We start from the raw sequence: 16,467 nt of genomic DNA, 5'->3' as shown, positions 1-16,467 counted from the left end.
GTGGTCTCGGGTGCATAACCGTGCCCACAAAACCTGCGCAGAGCCCTCCATCTCCGTATTCTTCGCGATATGCAGCCAGCAAGGCCCTCACAGTCCACCCTCGCGATCAGCATCCTCTGGGCCCTGGCTCCCCTCTTCACCTGCGGCCTCGCGACGCCGTTCACCATCGGGTACGCGGCCTACCGCAGGCGGGCGCCGATGCTGGCCGTCGCCGCGCTGCTGTACTTCCTCGGCCTGTTCGTGACGGTCGCGGTCATCGTCGTGTACGACAACGAGCCTTCCTACCCGGAGGGGCCGAGCGTCCTGCTCGTGTTCGGTCTGTTCGCGAACTGGATCGGCGGGCCCATCCACTCCCTGGCGATCCGCTCGGTGGTCTTCGCGCCCCGCCGGGCCGGGCACGGGTACGCCCCGCCTCCCCACGCCTACCGGCAGCCCTCGTACGCCGCGCCGTACCCGGCCCCGTCCGTGCCTCCCGCGTACGCGCACCAGCCGCCGCACCACCACCAGAACCAGCCTCACGACCGGCCCCCGAGCGGGCCGCGGAACCCCTCTCAGCCGCTCGGCCAAGGGCCGCCGCCGAACCGGCCCGCGTACCACCCCGTGGACCAGCCGCCCGCCAGGCCCCCGCACCAGCCGGTGGACCAGACCCCCGCCAGGCCCCCGCACCAGCCCGTGGACCGGACGCCCGGCGTGCCCGCGCACCGGCCGGAACACGCCGGCCACGTCCGTCACCCCGTGGACCGGACGCCGGCGGGGCCCGCGCACCGGCCGGCCGACCAGACGCCCAGCATCCCGGGCGGCTCACGTCTGCGGTACCACCAGGACACCGCGCCCAGTGGCCTGGGCGCCACGCCGGGCGGCGGTTCTGGCCGGAGCTCGACGCTCCCCGTCTCGGAGCCGGGACCGCTGCCGGCGGGCGAGCCGGACCACGTCGGGCGTTACCGCCTGATCGGCAGCCTCGGCCAGGGCGGCCAGGGGGCGGTCTACCTCGGCGAGACCCCCGAGGGCACACGGGTAGCGATCAAGGTGCTGCACGCGCGGCTGGCCGCGGAGGCCGGGGCGCGGCAGCGGTTCCTGCGGGAGGTGGAGGCGGCCAGGCGCGTGGCGCCGTTCTCGACCGCGCGCGTGATCGACGCGGGCGTGGCGGACGAGCGCCCGTTCATCGTCAGCGAGTACGTCGAGGGCTGCTCGCTGGAGCAGCTCGTCCGCGAGCAGGGCCCGCGCGGCCACGACGGGCTGGTGCGGCTGGCGCTCGGAACGGCGGGCGCGCTGGCGGCGATCCACCGCGCGGGGATCGTGCACAGGGACTTCAAGCCCAGCAACGTGCTGATCGGGCCGGACGGGCCGCGGGTGGTCGACTTCGGCATCGCCCGCGTGCTGGACCAGGCGACCGCGACCTCCAGCGGCGTGGTCGGCACCCCCGCGTACATGTCGCCGGAGCAGGTGGCGGGCGAGCGGGTGGGGCCGGAGTCCGACGTGTTCAGCTGGGCGGCGACGATGGTCTTCGCGGCGACGGGCCGTCCGGCCTTCGGTGAGGACAACATCGCGGCCGTGCTGAACCGCATCTTCACCGCGCACCCGGACCTGTCCGCGCTGCCCGGCTCGCTGGCCAAGGTGGTCGGCACGTGCCTGGCGAAGCGTCCGGAGGGCCGGCCGTCGGCGTCCGACGTGATGCTCGCCATCGTGCACTGACGGCGCGACACCTGCCATCGTGCGCGCATTCACGGTTACACCGATATGTGCATTTTTAACCGTACAAATCTCCAAGCCTGAGTCGCTGAACGAAACACGACCAATGGCGCTAGATGCGGCCGATTGGTAATTTCGATTTCCCCAAACGGGAAGCCTGGTGGGTCGGCGCCTGCTTCGCTTAGGTTTAGGCGGCATCGACCGGGGACCCGCCACCGGAGTCGCGCCGCGGGGAGGAGTTCGCATGGCACCTTCGGAGGCGGCACAGTGCCAGGCGGACATGGCGGCGACCGCCCAGGTGGTGCACGACATCCTGCGCGCGCTCGGCACCGTCCCCCCGATGTTCGGCGACCACACCTGGCAGGGCGGGGCCGCCGACCAGTGGGCCGACGGCTGGCAGCGGCGAAAGGCCCAGCTCACCGCCCTGCTCTACGCGGTACTGGCCGAACAGCCGCACCTCATCGCGCGCCTGTCCGAGGCCGAGCGCCACGGGCTCGCCTCGTAGTCCCGCCGTCGCGGGAGGAATGACGGTTGACATGGGCGACTTCGTAGGCGTCGATCCCGCGAACCTCCGGGAGCTGGCCGTCCGGCTCCAGCGGCTGCACGCCGTACTGGCGCGGCACGGGCCCGCCATGCAGCAGAAAATGCAGAAATGGGGCAGCGATCTGGATTTCACCGTGCTGCCCCGGCTGCTCGACGAGGCGCTCGACGACGCCCGCGACATGGAGGCGCGGGCCGTCCGGGCGTACGAGGTGGCCAGGCACGACACGGACGAGCGGGCCGCGGGCCGGAACTCCGGGGCCCACCGGGCCGCCCCAGGGGCCGTACGGCTCGACTGGACGGCCACCGGCCACAGCGGCCACCAGGCCCGGCACGACGCCGCGACCCTGGAGAACGCGATCACCGCCCCGGATGGCGGGACGGGCCCCGACGTGGCGGGCTCGGGCGGTGGGGCGGCCAGGCACGCAACGGACCCCGGCGGGACGGGCCCGGACGCCTCCGCCCTGCGCGAGAGCCTTCTGCGCCATCGTGACGACCACGCGTACCTCGGGGCGTTCTGGGCCGAGGCGTGCCCGCTGGCCCTCCAGGCCGCCCGCTCCCTGGCGAGGCGGGCGGGCGCCGCAGTCTCCGGCACAGGGTCCACGAGGTCCACAGGGGCGGGCACGGTCACCGGGCCGATGTCCCGGGAGGTGTTCGACCCGGAGTCCGCGGGCATCCTGCGCGCGCTGGGCTCCTCGCTGGCCGCGGCCACGCAGATGCGCAGGGGCACGGGCAAGGACCGGCGGCCGTTGATCTCGGACGAGGTCCGGGCCGCGGTCACCGGGTACGAGGACCCCTGGTCGGTCGCCATGCTCGTGAAGTACGGCCCCGGCGGCAAAACCTGGGACTCCGCCTTTCTCGCGGAGCTGACCCGCGCCATGCTCGACGCCCGGGAGGCCGGCGCGATCGACGTTCCCCTCCCCGAGCGCACGGACGCGAACGGCGCGCGGATCGCGGCGCTGCGGGCCGAGTTCGACCCGGTCGTCGCGGTCATGGACCGGGCGAGCGAGAACGGGCGGGCCGCGCGGCACGTGCTCGGCGACCCCGCGACGGGGCCGCGGTACGCCGCCATGCTGGTCGGCGACGACTGGCACACGCCCGGACCGCCCGGCGAGCGCGCCGACCTGAGCGGGCATGCCGGGGACTTCCTCATGGCCTCCGTCTCGGCGGGGCGTGGCGTCACCGAGGACGCCAAGGAGTCCGCCTGGGCGGTGGTCGCGATCGCCCGGGCGGCGTCCGCGTTCACCGAGCGCCGCCCGGAGGCCGTCCTCCCCTGCGGCGTCCGCGCGGCGCTCGCCTTCACGGCCGACCGCTACCTGCCCGACCTGGCGGCGCCCCGTGGCCGCAACGAGGCACGGCTGCGTGGGGGCGACCCGCCCGGCTCCTGGACGCCGCACATCGACGCGACCGACCTCGCGCGCTTCCTCGGCCACGCGTTCCCCGACCCGGCCGACCGGGACGCGTTCACCGCGAGGATGGACGCCCACCGGCGGGGCGGCCCCGGCGAGTGACCGGCGGCCAAGGGCGAATCGGGGACGCCGGAGGATCGCGGAAACCCGAGCCCGCGCCGGCGCGTACGTCCTGGCGGGCGAGCCCGGGCGGGCGGCGGCCACGAGGAGCATGAGAGCCAAGGTCCTGGAGGCCATTCACCGGGCCGCGAACGCCATCGCCCTCAGGGAATACCGAGCACGGACGATGATCGCGAGGAAAGACGCACGACTAAATCCCGCGAGACGGTAAGAATGATCCGATACCGCGATTAAGGAGGTCCTGCGATGACGCGACGGGTAGTGGTGTCCGGTGGAGGAACCGGCATCGGCCTGGCGACGGCGGCGGCCTTCGCCGCGGACGGCGACCAGGTGGTCATCATCGGCCGCCGCACCGAGGTGCTCAAGGAGGCGGCCGCCAAGCTCAACACCGCCCACAGCGCCGACCTGGTCTCCTTCGCCACCGCCGACCTGAGCGACGCGACGCAGGCGCAGGCAGCGGTGGAGGCCGTGGCCCTGCACGGCCCGGTCGACGTCATCGTCACCAACGCGGGCGGCAACGTCGCGTGGGGCGACGACGGCACGCCCGCGGGCGTCGCGGAGGCGTACCGCGCGAACTTCGAGGCCAACGTCATCACGGCCGTGCTGCTCACCGAGGGCCTGCTGCCCTACCTGCGGCGGCCGGGCGGGCGCATCGTCCACCTGTCGTCGATCGCGGCGCTGCGCGGGCCGGGCTCCTACGGCGGCGCCAAGGCCGCCCTGCACGCCTACACCTACGAGCTGGCCCAGCGCCTCGGCGGCGACGGCGTCACGGTCAACGCGGTGGCCCCCGGGTACGTCGAGGACACCGAGTTCTTCGGCGGGCGCGCGACGCCGGAGTTCGTCAAGTCGCGCGTCGACCAGACGCTGGTCGGCAGGCCGGGCACGCCCGCCGAAGTCGCGACCGCGATCAAGTACCTCGCCTCGCCGGAGGCGGGCTACCTCACCGGGCAGATCCTGCACCTCAACGGCGGCGCGATGCTGGGCCGGTGAGAACCGGGCACCTTCACCGGTGAGGCTCGGTCAGCGAGCGTCGTCACGGCGGCGGTGAGCGTCAGCCGGCGAGGACCTTCACGACGCCGGTGAGGGCGAGCTGGAACAGCGCCAGCGGCACCAGGCCGATCCAGGCGAGCTTCTGCAGCTGGTCGGCCCGCAGGCGCGGGAAGCTGACGCGGACCCAGATCACCACGAACGCCAGCGCGAAGATCTTGACGAGCGTCCAGACCGGCCCGGGCAGCAGCGGGCCGTTCCACCCGCCGAGGAACAGGACGGTCGTCAGGGCCGAGAGCACCACGATGCCGACGTACTCCGCCAGCATGAACAACGCGAAGCGGATGCCGGTGTACTCGGTCATCGGCCCCATGATGATCTCGGACTCGGCGATCGGCATGTCGAACGGCGGCCGGCGCAGCTCGGCGAGGCCCGCGACGAAGAACACCACCGCGCCGACGGCCTGCCATGGCAGCCACCACCACCGCCAGGCCTCCACGATGCCCGGCAGCGACAGCGTGCCCGCCGCCATGGCCACCGACGACGCCGCGAGCACCAGGGGCAGCTCGTACGACATGAGCTGGGCCGCCGCGCGCATGCCGCCGAGCACGGAGTACTTGTTGGCCGACGACCACCCGGCCATGATCGAGCCGAGCACGCCGACGCCCAGCACGGCGAGGACGAAGAAGAGGCCGACGTCCAGGTCCGCGCCGAACAGGCCCGGCCCGACCGGTATGACGATCATGACGACCAGGTAGGGCACCAGTGCCACGGCCGGGGCCAGCGCGAACACCCGGCGGTCGGCCGCCGCCGGGATCACGTCCTCCTTCTGGACGAACTTCACGCCGTCGGCGATGAGCTGTGCCCAGCCGTGGAAGCCGCCCGCGTACATCGGGCCGAGGCGCGACTGCATGTGCGCCATGGCCTTGTGCTCGGTCTGCCCGACGATCAGCGGGAGCGTCAGGAACGCGATCACGATCACGACGAGGCGCAGGGCGACGTCGAGCACCTCAGCCATCGGCGTCCCTCCCGGCCTGGTCGCGGCCATCCCCCGCCGTGCCGGACGGTTTCCGCGGCGCGTCGCCGGACCCGGGCGCGTCCTCGCGGCGTACGGCGCGCGGGCCGCGGGTGGGCGGGGGCGTGGCGGCCTGGGGGCCCCAGGCGGCGGGCACGCCCGGCGGCAGCGTCTTGCGGCGGCTCGGCGAGCCCTGCCCGGACTCGCCGGGCTCCTTGGCGCCGGGCCACGGCTTGGCGACCCGCGAGGCGAGGACGAAGTCCTTGCGGAGGGGGTGGCCCTCGAAGCCCTCGGGCAGCAGCAGCGACTCCAGGTGCGGGTGCCCCTCGAAGATCACCCCGAACATCTCGAACGTCTCGCGCTCGTGCCAGTCGGCGCCCCGGTAGACGCCGGTGGCGCTCGGCAGCACGGGTGCCTCGCGGGGGACGCGGGTGCGCAGCAGCAGGTGGGCGTGCCGGACGGGGTCGAAGACGTGGGCGACGACCTCGAAGGAGCCGGGCGGGTCGTCCACGCCGGTCAGCCAGTCGAAGAAGACGCAGCCGAGGTCGTCGCGGGCGAACGTGAGCAGGTCGAGCCAGTCGCCGGGCGCGACGTCCACGGTCGTCTCGCCGAAGGACTCGGAGATCTCGGCGCGGTCGCCGTAGCGCTCCTCGATGGCGGCCCTCACCGGCGCACCTCCCCGGTCACGACGGGCGCGGTGCGTGCGGCCGGTGCGGCGTCCGCGGCCTGTGCGATGAGTACGGCCGGCGCGGCCTGTGCGGTGCGTACGGCGGGCGCGGCGGTCACGGGGTCACGCCCGGGCGGTCGTCCTGGGCGGTGTAGCGCTCGCCGAGCGACTCGGCGGCGATCCGCTCCTGGAGCTTCATGATGCCGTACAGCAGGGCCTCGGGCCGCGGCGGGCAGCCGGGCACGTACACGTCGACCGGGATGATCTGGTCCACGCCCTTGGTCACGCAGTAGGAGTCCCAGTACGGGCCGCCGCAGTTGGAGCAGGCGCCGAAGGAGATGACGTACTTCGGGTCGGGCATCTGCTCGTAGAGGCGCTTGACTGCGGGGGCCATCTTGTCGGTGACGGTGCCCGACACGATCATCAGGTCGGCCTGCCGGGGCCCGTTGGCGAAGGGGATCACGCCGAAGCGGATGAAGTCGTGGCGGCTCATCGAGGTCGCGATGAACTCGATCGCGCAGCAGGCCAGCCCGAAGTTGAACACCCACAGCGAGTAGCGCCTCCCCCAGTTGAGGATGAAGCGCATGGGCTTGGGCGCGAGCCGGGACACCGGCCCGACCGTCGGCATGAGGAGATCTCGGGCGGCCATGGCAGGCATTCTCCCTTCTTCCGGCCACCGGCTTTCCCGGGTGGCGCCGGGGCTGGTCACGTCCAGGCGAGGACGCGCTTGCGCCAGGCGTACAGGATGCCGAGGGCGATGAACGCCAGGAAGACGAACATCTCGACCAGCGTGGTCATGCCGAAGCCCGGCGCGGCGAAGACCGTCGCCCAGGGGAACAGGAACACCGCGTCGACGGCGAAGACGACGTAGAGGTAGGTGAAGACGTAGTAGCGGATCTGCGACTGCGCCCATCCCTCGCCGACCGGGTCGACCCCGCACTCGTAGGTGGTGAGCTTGTCCGGGGTAGGGCGGTTCGGGCGCAGCAGCCGGTTGACGAACAGGGCACCGCCGAAGATGGCGACGCCGATCGCGAACAGCACGGCGACGACCGCGTAGGAACCGAAATATCCGTTCATACGCCCTCCCACCCGGCAGCCACGGCGGCACGTGCCCGGCGGCGCGACCGGTCGCCTCATGCAGATCGTAGCCCGGCGCCTCCCGGCCGTCTCCCGGCAATCTTGTGAGGACGGTCGGACAAGGACCACAAGTGGCTTTCTGTCACCTCGAAGTTACCCATCGCGGTCAAAAGCCCGTCCCTGTTAGCGCAAAACAGCGGCAAATACCCATTTTGCGTGCCTAGTCTGGCAGCCATGTCGCGCTCCCTGCTCGCCGGAGCGATCGCACTCGCCGTGGTGCTGGCCTCCGGTTGCGGCATATCTCTTCCCCTGCCCACCGTGGACGGGCCCTCGACGCTGCCCGCACAACCCACGACGATCAACTTCGTCGACCCCTCGACGGTCCCCGGGCTCACGATCCGGACGACCTCGGACGACTCGGCGGGGACGAAACGGGTCTTCGCCAGCTACCCCGTGCCCGCCGACGCCCCCGCGCTCGCCGCCGAGCTCCAGACGCTGACCGACCAAACCCTGCGCCGGTACGCCCGCCGACCCGCCGACCGTTCCCACACCCCGGCCCCCGTCACCGCGCCCTCGGAGCTGAACATCGGCTGGCAGATCACGGCCGCCTCCGACGGCGTGTTCGGCGTGCGCCTGCGCACGGGCGCGCTGACCGGCGGCGCCTGGCGCAGCTCCCTGAACACGGTCTGGTACGACCAGACCACCCGCCGCGTCCACTCCTCGTCCGACCTGCTCAAGGACCGGAAGGCGCTGGCGACGCTGGCCGCGCTCGTCAAGAACCGCCTGTGGAAGCTCGGACCCGGCGTCCGTCCCGACGCCATCGGCGCGGACGGCCCGATGTTCGACTCGCTCAACTTCAACCCCCACGGCGATCTCGTCGCCGAGTTCGACGACGACCAGGTCGCCGCGGCCCGCATGGGACGGATCGCGGTCGCCATCCCCATGCGCGAGGCCGAGCCGCTGCTGTCCGCCTTCGGGACCAGGGTGATGCGGGCGGTCGACTCGGCCACCCCGCGCACCCTGCCCGACACCCCGCCGCCGCAGGCCACCCCGGTCCCGGGCCTGCAGAGCCCAGACGGCGCGAGCGCCGACTGCTCCGCCACGCGCTGCGTGGCGCTTACCTTCGACGACGGCCCGAGCGCCGGCACCGATCGGCTGATGGCGCTCCTCGCCGAGTATCGGGCCCGCGCCACCTTCTTCACCGTCGGGCAGAGCGCCGAGGCCCGCCCCGACCTGCTGCGCCGCATGTCCGCGGCCGGCCACCTGGTCGCCGGCCACTCCTGGTCCCACCGCGACCTCGACAGCCTGGACGTCCGCCAGATCTCCGACGAGCTGGGACGCACCCAGATCGCGATCGGCGCCGCCACCGGCCGCGCCCCCGGCCTGATGCGGGCGCCGTACGGGCACGTCACCGCCAAGGTGATCAACGCCGCGCGGGCGCTCGGCCTGTCCATCGCGGGCTGGAACGTCGACGCCGCCGACGCCCGGGACGGCGACCCCGCCGCCGTCGCCCGCCGGACCGTGGAGGGGGTGCGGCCGGGCGCGATCGTCCTCATGCACGACTGCGGACGGGCGACCCTGCGGGCCCTGCCGCGGATCCTGAGCACCCTGGCGGCGCGGGGGTACTCGTTCGTGACGGTCCCCGAGTTGTACGCGTCACAGCGGATGGTCCCAGGTCAGGTCTACACTGAAGGGGTGAAACCGGCGGCCCTCCGGAACTGAGCCCCTGGTGGCGACCGCACGAAGTGCCCGCGCCCCCGCGACGAAGCCCGCGCCGCCTCCCCGCCGCGCGGCCGGGGTGACGTACGACACTCCGAGCGATCCGGAGCGGGGACATATAGTTAGTCAACGTGACCCGAAACGCTCTCTACTCCCGGCGGCACATCGACCTGTGCCGGCTCGCCTCAGGGCTCTGTACCGAGAGCGGTTTCCGGGCGTGACCATGCTTTCCGGGCTCTCATGGCCTCCGGGGCTCTCCGGCTTCCCGGACCCCCCGGCGGTGGTCACCTGCCGCGTACCGACCTGAGCCGCCCCCGGTTCCGTCTACCGCGCGTCACCGGCATGACCACCGATGACCTGGGCAACTCCGGTCCGACCGAGAGATCGCGCCGTCGCAGGGACGAAGGTCACGCCCTGTCCGACGCGCAGGCGTAAAGAAGCCCGCGCAGCCCCAAGGGATCTAGCATGGAAAAGTACACGTGCCACGAGCGACGGCGCCCTGACGCGTCGAGGAGGACCGAGCTGTGACCAAGCAGGTTCAGCAACTCGACCGGGTGATCATCCGCTTCGCGGGCGACTCCGGCGACGGCATGCAGCTCACCGGAGACCGCTTCACAGCGGAGACCGCGCAGTTCGGCAACGACCTGTCGACCCTCCCCAACTTCCCGGCCGAGATCCGCGCCCCCGCGGGCACGCTCCCCGGCGTGTCGAGCTTCCAGCTGCACTTCGCCGACCACGACATCCTGACCCCGGGTGACGCCCCCAACGTCCTGGTCGCCATGAACCCGGCGGCGCTGAAGGCCAACCTCGGCGACCTGCCCCGCGGCGCGGACATCATCGTCAACACCGACGAATTCACCAAGCGCAACCTGCAGAAGGTCGGGTACGCCGGCAGCCCCGTCGAGGACGGCTCGCTCGGCGAGTGGCGGGTGCACGCCGTCCCGCTCACGTCGCTGACGGTGAGGGCCCTCGAAGGCTTCGACATCTCGAAGAAGGACGCCGAGCGGGCGAAGAACATGTTCGCGCTCGGCCTGCTGTCGTGGCTCTACCACCGGCCGACCGAGGCGACGGTCAAGTTCCTCGAGGGCAAGTTCGCCAAGAAGCCCGACATCGCCAAGGCCAACATCGCGGCCTTCCAGGCGGGGTGGAACTACGGCGAGACGACCGAGTCGTTCTCGGTGTCGTACGAGATCAAGCCCGCCCGGCTGGCCCCGGGCCTCTACCGCAACATCTCGGGCAACCAGGCCCTGGCGTACGGGCTCATCGCCGCGTCCGTGCAGTCGAAGCTGCCGCTGTTCCTCGGGTCCTACCCGATCACGCCGGCGTCCGACATCCTGCACGAGCTGTCCAAGCACAAGCGGTTCGGCATCCGCACCTTCCAGGCCGAGGACGAGATCGCGGGCGTGGGCGCCGCGCTCGGCGCGTCCTTCGGCGGCGCGCTCGGCGTGACCACCACCTCGGGGCCGGGCGTGGCCCTGAAGGCGGAGACGGTCGGCCTCGCGGTCGCCACCGAGCTGCCGCTGCTCGTGATCGACGTCCAGCGCGCGGGCCCGTCCACGGGCATGCCGACCAAGACCGAGCAGACCGACCTGCTCATGGCGATGTACGGCCGCAACGGCGAGTCGCCGCTGCCGATCGTCGCCCCCTCCACGCCGTCGGACTGCTTCGACGCCGCGCTGGAGGCCGTCCGCCTCGCGGTGAAGTACCGCACGCCGGTCATGCTCCTGTCCGACGGCTACCTCGCCAACGGCTCCGAGCCGTGGCGGCTGCCCGAGATGAGCGACCTGCCCGACATATCGGTCGAGTTCACCGTGACGCCGAACGGCGACGACGGCGAGACCTACCTGCCGTTCCGGCGCGACCCGGAGACGCTGGCCCGGCCGTGGGCCGTCCCGGGCACGCCCGGCCTGGAGCACCGCATCGGCGGCATCGAGAAGGCCGACGGCACGGGCAACATCTCCTACGACCCGAACAACCACGACCGAATGGTCCGGCTCCGTCAGGCGAAGATCGACGGCATCGCGCAGGACATCCCGCCCCTGGAGGTCGACGACCCCGACGGCGAGGCGCGCGTGCTGGTCATCGGCTGGGGGTCCACGTACGGCCCGATCGCGGCGGCCGTGCGGCGGGTGCGCAAGGCCGGCGCGAAGGTCGCCCAGGCGCACCTCCGCCACCTCAACCCTCTGCCCGCCAACACCGGCGAGGTCCTGCGCGCGTACGACAAGGTGCTGCTGCCCGAGATCAACCTCGGTCAGCTCGCGCTGCTGCTGCGGGCGCGGTTCCTGGTCGACATCATCAGTTACAACCGCGTACGCGGTCTTCCCTTCAAGGCCGAGGAGCTGGCCGGAGTGATCCAGGACGTGATCGACAGTGAGTGATATCGCGACCAACGGCCACATCACGGTTCCCAACGGGGGCACCGGGCTCACGCTCATCCCCCGGGCGACCGAGAAGCAGACGATGAAGGACTTCAAGAGCGACCAGGAGGTGCGCTGGTGCCCCGGGTGCGGTGACTACGCCATCCTGGCCGCCGTGCAGAGCTTCCTGCCGGAGCTCGGGCTGAGGCGCGAGAACATCGTCTTCGTCTCGGGCATCGGCTGCTCCTCCCGGTTCCCGTACTACCTGAACACCTACGGCTTCCACTCGATCCACGGCCGGGCCCCGGCCATCGCCACGGGTCTCGCCGCCTCGCGCCCCGACCTGTCGGTCTGGGTGATCACCGGGGACGGCGACGCGCTGTCGATCGGCGGCAACCACCTGATCCACGCGCTGCGCCGCAACGTCAACCTCAACATCCTGCTGTTCAACAACAGGATCTACGGGCTGACCAAGGGCCAGTACTCCCCGACCTCCGAGGTCGGCAAGATCACGAAGTCGACGCCGATGGGCTCGCTGGACAAGCCGTTCAACCCGATCTCGCTGGCCCTCGGCGCCGAGGCGAGCTTCGTGGCCCGCACGATCGACTCCGACCGCAAGCACCTGCAGTCGGTGCTGCGGGAGGCGGCGAGCCACCGGGGCACGAGCCTGGTCGAGATCTACCAGAACTGCAACATCTTCAACGACGGCGCGTTCGACCAGCTCAAGGACCCGGAGCAGCGCGACGACATCACGCTGCGCCTGGAGCACGGGCAGCCGATCGTCTCCGCCTCCAAGGCCGCGCGCCGCGCCCCGGGCGGGGCCATCGAGGTCGTCGACCGCGCGTCGGTGCCCGAGTCCGAGATCCTCGTCCACGACGCGCACGACCCCGACCCGTCGGTGGCGTTCGCGCTGTCCCGGCTGGACGAGCCGGCGTTCGCCCACGTGCCGATCGGCATCTTCCGCTCGGTCGACCGCCCGGCTTACGACTCGCTGATGGCCGAGCAGATGGAGGACGCCGTCGCCCAGCGCGGCCCCGGCGACCTCGCCGACCTGCTGCGCGGCGGCGACACCTGGGCCGTGAGCTGACCGGTCGCCGGGCCTGACCCCTCGGGGAGCGCCGCCCGTCCGGAACACGAGAACGCCCTCCACGGATTCCTTTCCGTGGAGGGCGTTTCCCGTTCGTGCCGGGTCTCAGCCCGCGTCGGCGGCCTTGCCGTCCTCCCAGACGTTGCCACTCCACACGTTGCCGGAGCCGTTCCTGTCCCAGTAGGCGACGTGGCCGTTGTAGCCGCCCTTGGGCCAGACGTCCTTGCTGAAGACGTTGTCGATGACCTTGATGTTGGACGAGGTGCCCTTGCTGCCGGCGCCCGCGTAGAGCGAGTAGCCGCCGCCGGCCAGGAAGTTGTGCTCCACCGTCACGTTGCGCACGACGCCGAAGTCCTGGAAGAGGGCGATGGCGCCGGTCTGCTCCAGCGTGTTGATCACCGTGTTGTTGCGGATCACGAGCTTGGCCCCGGACGGCGGGCCGCTGGTGCACATGATCATGTCGGTGTGGTCGCCGGAGAAGTACTTCGGATCGTGCAGGTAGGAGTCCTCGACGAGGCCCTGCTCGGTCAGGATGCCGTTGCTGATGGTGTGGATGTCGACGCGCCGGACCGTGAGGTCGCCGCCCTGGTTGAGGATGGCGAACTGCGTGCGCTGGCTGCCGTTGCCGAAGATCTCGCTGTCCTCGACGGTGAGCCCGCTGTGGCCGTTGCGCTGGATGATCCCCCAGTCGCCGGGCGCGGCGGCCAGGCGGACGTTGCGGATCGTCACGTTGTCGGCCTCGACGTTGATCTCTCCGCTGATCTCAAGCCCGTCGATCACCGCGCCGTCCTTGGTGACCGTCACCGACTTGCTCGGCTTGAGGTTGGTGCCGGACGGCACGCCGGTGTTGGACGCGCCCGGGAACCCGCCGGTCGGCGGGGGCGTGGGGCTCGGCGAGTGCGTCGGCGGCTTGGTGGTGGGTTCCTTGGTCGGCTGCCGCGTCGGGTCGGCGGACAGCGACGGGGTGGGCCTCTGCGAGGACCGGCTCGGCGACGGGGTCGGCGTGCCGGTCTTCGTGGGGGACTCCGACGGCGTCGTGGACTCGGTCGGCGTGGGGGTGACCTCGCCGGTGCCCGTCTCGGTCGGCGTCGGGCTCACGGTGACCTCGCCGTTCGGCTGACCCGGGCCGGTGAGGGTGGGGGTCGCCTCGGGTCCCGTCGCGGTCGGCGAGCTCGTGGGGCCGGTCGTGCTCGGCGCCTCGGTCGGGGACACGGTCGGGCGCTCGCCCGGACGGTGCCTGCGCCACTCGCGGTGCCGGAAGATCACGTCGACCCAGTAGCTCACCCTCTTCGGGTGCACACGGGACGGGTACGACGCGTCGCGGACGGCCGCGAACACCCCGGCCTGGCCGGTCAGCGGGCCGGCCGTCACCGGGCGGTCGAAGACCCCGGCCGAGGCGACGTACCCGCCGTTGTTGGTGTGGTAGGAGACCGTGTACGTGCGCCCGGCGACGACGGGGACGGGCCTGTCGAACATCGCCTGCTGCCAGCCGCTGCTGGTCTCGCCGGTGAAGGTCACCTTGGCGAGCAGCTTCTTCTTGGAGTCCCAGAGGCTGCCGCGGTGGGTGCCGCGCTCGGAGGCGGGCTTGTAGAAGCGGATGCCGGCGACCTCGCCGTTGCGGGCCGCCTTGAACCGCGTGCCGAGCTCCAGGGGCGTGTTCTCGGCCTGGGTCTTGCCCTTGACGACCTTCTTCGACTTCCAGAGGCTCGTCTCCAGCGTCACTTCGGTCGACACGGGAGTGGTGTTCACGGCCGCGGCCGGGGGCTCGTCCTTGTTGACGACGACGACGGTGACGGTCGCGCCGATCACCACGGCGGCCGCCAGCAACGACACCTTTCCGACCGTGGGGAACCGGGCCCCGCCGGATCGAGGTTCGGCGGACGGGGGCCTGCGCCTCTCGCGCGGCCCGTCCGCATGCCGGGGATTGCTCACTGCCCGAGCCTCCACCTCCGGCGCCTTCACGGGCGCCGGGCTCCGATCATGTTTCAGTGCGAGGCCATTGTTGCGGTTGGGAAACGGTGTGACAACCGGAACCGCGCGTTTAACCGGTTAATCCACCGCATTCAGCATGGAAAGCGTGATTCTGGCAACACAATTCACGGATCGAAGCGATCCGTATGTGTGGTATGACCGACAGAACGGGTCAAAATTAACGACCGAACACGGTCAGGGGCGGAACGAGCGGCCAGGACGTTCCTTCCCCGGCCGCCATCGCCCGGTGTCATGCGGGCGTCCAACGCCCGGCGCGCGTCGTAATAACCGGCGACGCGTGGCGTTTCACCCGGCCTGCCGTCCCTCTCCCCGCAGTCGCGCGTAATACGCCAGGCAGTCGTCGTACACCGGCAGCAGCCCCTTGTCCAAGGCTTCCTCCAGCGTCGGGGCGACGGTGTCCTTCGGGGACAGCAGAGGCTCGATGTCCTCGGGCCACGCGATGCCGATGCGCGGGTCCAGCGGGTGCACGCCGTGCTCCCGGGACGGGGTGTAGGGCTCGGAGCAGACGTAGACCACGCTCGCCTGCTCGGTCAGCGCCATGAACGCGTGCCCCAGCCCCTCGCTGACGTAGACGCCCTCGCGCGCGCCGTCGTCCAGCACGACGGACTGCCACCGCCCGAAGGTCGGGGAGCCGACGCGGATGTCGACGACCACGTCAATCACGGCGCCGGAGACGCAGGTGACGTACTTGGCCTGCCCGGGTGGCACCTCGGCGAAGTGCACGCCGCGGATGACGCCGCGCCTGGAGATGGACAGGTTGGCCTGGGCGAGGTTCAGATCGTGCCCGACGGTCTCGCGCAGCTCGTCCGCGCGGAACCACTCTAGGAACGTTCCTCTCTCGTCTCCGTGGATGGAGGGGGCGTGGAGATAGGCGCCGCTGATGGTGAGTTCCTTCACGTGGCCAAGAGTGACATCTCCGATCTCAGTGCGCTATCGAATGACTCGGGCGTGCGACAGTGATGTGCGCCCTTCTGCGATAGTTGGGCGGTCCGATTGGAACGTGCCGACGCCGTACCTCGGCGCCCCAGGCTCGCGTCCCAGACGACCACACTCTCCCGTCCCCTACTTCGACGCCCCCGCGCGAACTCGCCGCCTAGGAGAGACCATGAGCCGGCTGAACGCTCTTCGGAGCCGCTTCGTCGACGCCCCCGACTCGCTCGGCGCCAAGGCGCGCACGCGCCGCTGGCACTGGTTCGCCGAGAACTTCCCCGATCTGTCCTCCATGTCGGTGATCGACCTCGGCGGCACGGCCGGGGCCTGGATGCGCGCCCCCGTACGCCCGGCGCACGTGCACGTCGTCAACCTGGAGAAGCCCCCGGCGGACCTGCCCACGTGGCTGCGGGCCGATGTCGCCGACGCCTGCGAGCTGCCCCCCGAGATCCTCCACACCAAGTACGACCTGGTGTTCTCCAACGCCGTGATCGAACACGTCGGCGGGCACCTGCGCCGCCAGATGTTCGCCGACTCGGTGCACCGCCTGGCCGGCCTGCACTGGGTGCAGACCCCGTACCGCTACTTCCCCGTCGAGCCGCACTTCCTGTTCCCCGGCTTCCAGTACATGCCGATCGCGATGCGCACGGCGCTGCTGCGCCGCTGGCCGCTCGTGCACACGCCGACCTCCGACCGCGAGGCCGCGCGCAACATCGTCATGGAGGTCGAGCTGCTCAGCATCACCGAGATGCGGCACTACTTCCCGTCCTCGGTCATCCGGTACGAGCGCCTGGGCGGCCTGGTGAAGTCGGTCATCGCGATGAAGACCCGTTGATCACCGAGGTGCTCGGGGGGCACTGGCGTGACTGGTGGGACAC

15 protein-coding genes are annotated in these 16,467 nt (G+C 71.4%); 9 read left to right on the top strand and 6 right to left on the bottom strand.

Annotation, left to right across the window (positions count from 1 at the left end):
* The first annotated feature begins 69 nt into the window (after positions 1 to 69).
* From DQ384_RS08205 to DQ384_RS08190, 4 genes are all read left to right on the top strand, one after another.
* On the top strand, positions 70 to 1,692 hold the full coding sequence (locus tag DQ384_RS08205; RefSeq protein ID WP_114028123.1) for a serine/threonine-protein kinase: 1,623 nt from the start codon (positions 70 to 72) through the stop codon (positions 1,690 to 1,692).
* 241 nt (positions 1,693 to 1,933) lie between these two features.
* The gene (locus tag DQ384_RS08200) at positions 1,934 to 2,194 is read left to right on the top strand and encodes a hypothetical protein (RefSeq protein ID WP_147268694.1); all 261 of its coding nucleotides are present in this window, start codon (positions 1,934 to 1,936) and stop codon (positions 2,192 to 2,194) included.
* A 31-nt stretch (positions 2,195 to 2,225) separates the two neighbouring features.
* Positions 2,226 to 3,740, top strand: a complete 1,515-nt coding sequence (locus tag DQ384_RS08195) for a hypothetical protein (protein WP_114028121.1) — start codon at positions 2,226 to 2,228, stop codon at positions 3,738 to 3,740.
* 264 nt (positions 3,741 to 4,004) lie between these two features.
* Entirely contained in the window at positions 4,005 to 4,748 is a 744-nt protein-coding gene (locus DQ384_RS08190) for an SDR family NAD(P)-dependent oxidoreductase (protein ID WP_114028120.1), read from the top strand.
* Between the two features lie 61 nt (positions 4,749 to 4,809).
* On the opposite strand, the gene nuoH is transcribed toward DQ384_RS08190, so the two are convergent.
* The 4 genes from nuoH to DQ384_RS08170 form a co-directional block, all read right to left on the bottom strand.
* Entirely contained in the window at positions 4,810 to 5,763 is a 954-nt protein-coding gene (nuoH, locus tag DQ384_RS08185) for an NADH-quinone oxidoreductase subunit NuoH (RefSeq protein WP_114028439.1), read from the bottom strand.
* A complete protein-coding gene (locus DQ384_RS08180; protein ID WP_114028119.1) occupies positions 5,756 to 6,427 on the bottom strand; it encodes an NADH-quinone oxidoreductase subunit C in 672 nt (223 codons plus the stop codon). The genes nuoH and DQ384_RS08180 overlap by 8 nt, the downstream gene beginning before the upstream one ends.
* A 115-nt stretch (positions 6,428 to 6,542) precedes the next feature.
* Positions 6,543 to 7,076 (bottom strand): NADH-quinone oxidoreductase subunit B, encoded by a 534-nt coding sequence (locus DQ384_RS08175; RefSeq protein ID WP_114028118.1) that lies wholly within the window; start codon positions 7,074 to 7,076, stop codon positions 6,543 to 6,545.
* A 56-nt stretch (positions 7,077 to 7,132) separates the two neighbouring features.
* Complete coding sequence (locus DQ384_RS08170) at positions 7,133 to 7,504, bottom strand: NADH-quinone oxidoreductase subunit A (protein ID WP_114028117.1); 372 nt, start codon at positions 7,502 to 7,504, stop codon at positions 7,133 to 7,135.
* A 234-nt stretch (positions 7,505 to 7,738) separates the two neighbouring features.
* Here DQ384_RS08170 and DQ384_RS08165 point away from each other — a divergent pair, with 234 nt between their 5' ends.
* From DQ384_RS08165 to DQ384_RS08155, 4 genes are all read left to right on the top strand, one after another.
* Positions 7,739 to 9,226, top strand: coding sequence for a polysaccharide deacetylase family protein (locus DQ384_RS08165; RefSeq protein WP_114028116.1), 1,488 nt, complete (start codon positions 7,739 to 7,741; stop codon positions 9,224 to 9,226).
* Between the two features lie 128 nt (positions 9,227 to 9,354).
* Entirely contained in the window at positions 9,355 to 9,444 is a 90-nt protein-coding gene (locus tag DQ384_RS44105; RefSeq protein ID WP_425451424.1) for a putative leader peptide, read from the top strand.
* A gap of 303 nt (positions 9,445 to 9,747) precedes the next feature.
* Positions 9,748 to 11,601, top strand: coding sequence for a 2-oxoacid:acceptor oxidoreductase subunit alpha (locus DQ384_RS08160; RefSeq protein WP_114028115.1), 1,854 nt, complete (start codon positions 9,748 to 9,750; stop codon positions 11,599 to 11,601).
* Positions 11,594 to 12,667 carry a 2-oxoacid:ferredoxin oxidoreductase subunit beta gene (locus tag DQ384_RS08155; protein ID WP_245966316.1) on the top strand — a complete coding sequence of 358 codons (1,074 nt, stop codon included), beginning with the start codon at positions 11,594 to 11,596 and terminating at the stop codon, positions 12,665 to 12,667. Before DQ384_RS08160 ends, DQ384_RS08155 begins: the two co-directional genes overlap by 8 nt.
* A 105-nt stretch (positions 12,668 to 12,772) precedes the next feature.
* Here DQ384_RS08155 and DQ384_RS08150 read toward each other — a convergent pair whose 3' ends face one another.
* A complete protein-coding gene (locus DQ384_RS08150; RefSeq protein ID WP_147268693.1) occupies positions 12,773 to 14,500 on the bottom strand; it encodes a DUF4082 domain-containing protein in 1,728 nt (575 codons plus the stop codon).
* Between the two features lie 444 nt (positions 14,501 to 14,944).
* Entirely contained in the window at positions 14,945 to 15,556 is a 612-nt protein-coding gene (gene rfbC / locus DQ384_RS08145; protein WP_114028113.1) for a dTDP-4-dehydrorhamnose 3,5-epimerase, read from the bottom strand.
* A 208-nt stretch (positions 15,557 to 15,764) separates the two neighbouring features.
* Between rfbC and DQ384_RS08140 the strand changes: the two genes are divergently transcribed.
* Positions 15,765 to 16,424 carry a class I SAM-dependent methyltransferase gene (locus tag DQ384_RS08140; protein WP_114028112.1) on the top strand — a complete coding sequence of 220 codons (660 nt, stop codon included), beginning with the start codon at positions 15,765 to 15,767 and terminating at the stop codon, positions 16,422 to 16,424.
* Positions 16,425 to 16,467: the final 43 nt, after the last annotated feature.

Origin of the sequence: Sphaerisporangium album, assembly GCF_003323745.1 — a bacterium.
Taxonomy (GTDB): Bacteria; Actinomycetota; Actinomycetes; order Streptosporangiales; family Streptosporangiaceae; genus Sphaerisporangium; species Sphaerisporangium album.
This window is presented reverse-complemented; position numbering and strand designations above follow the sequence as displayed.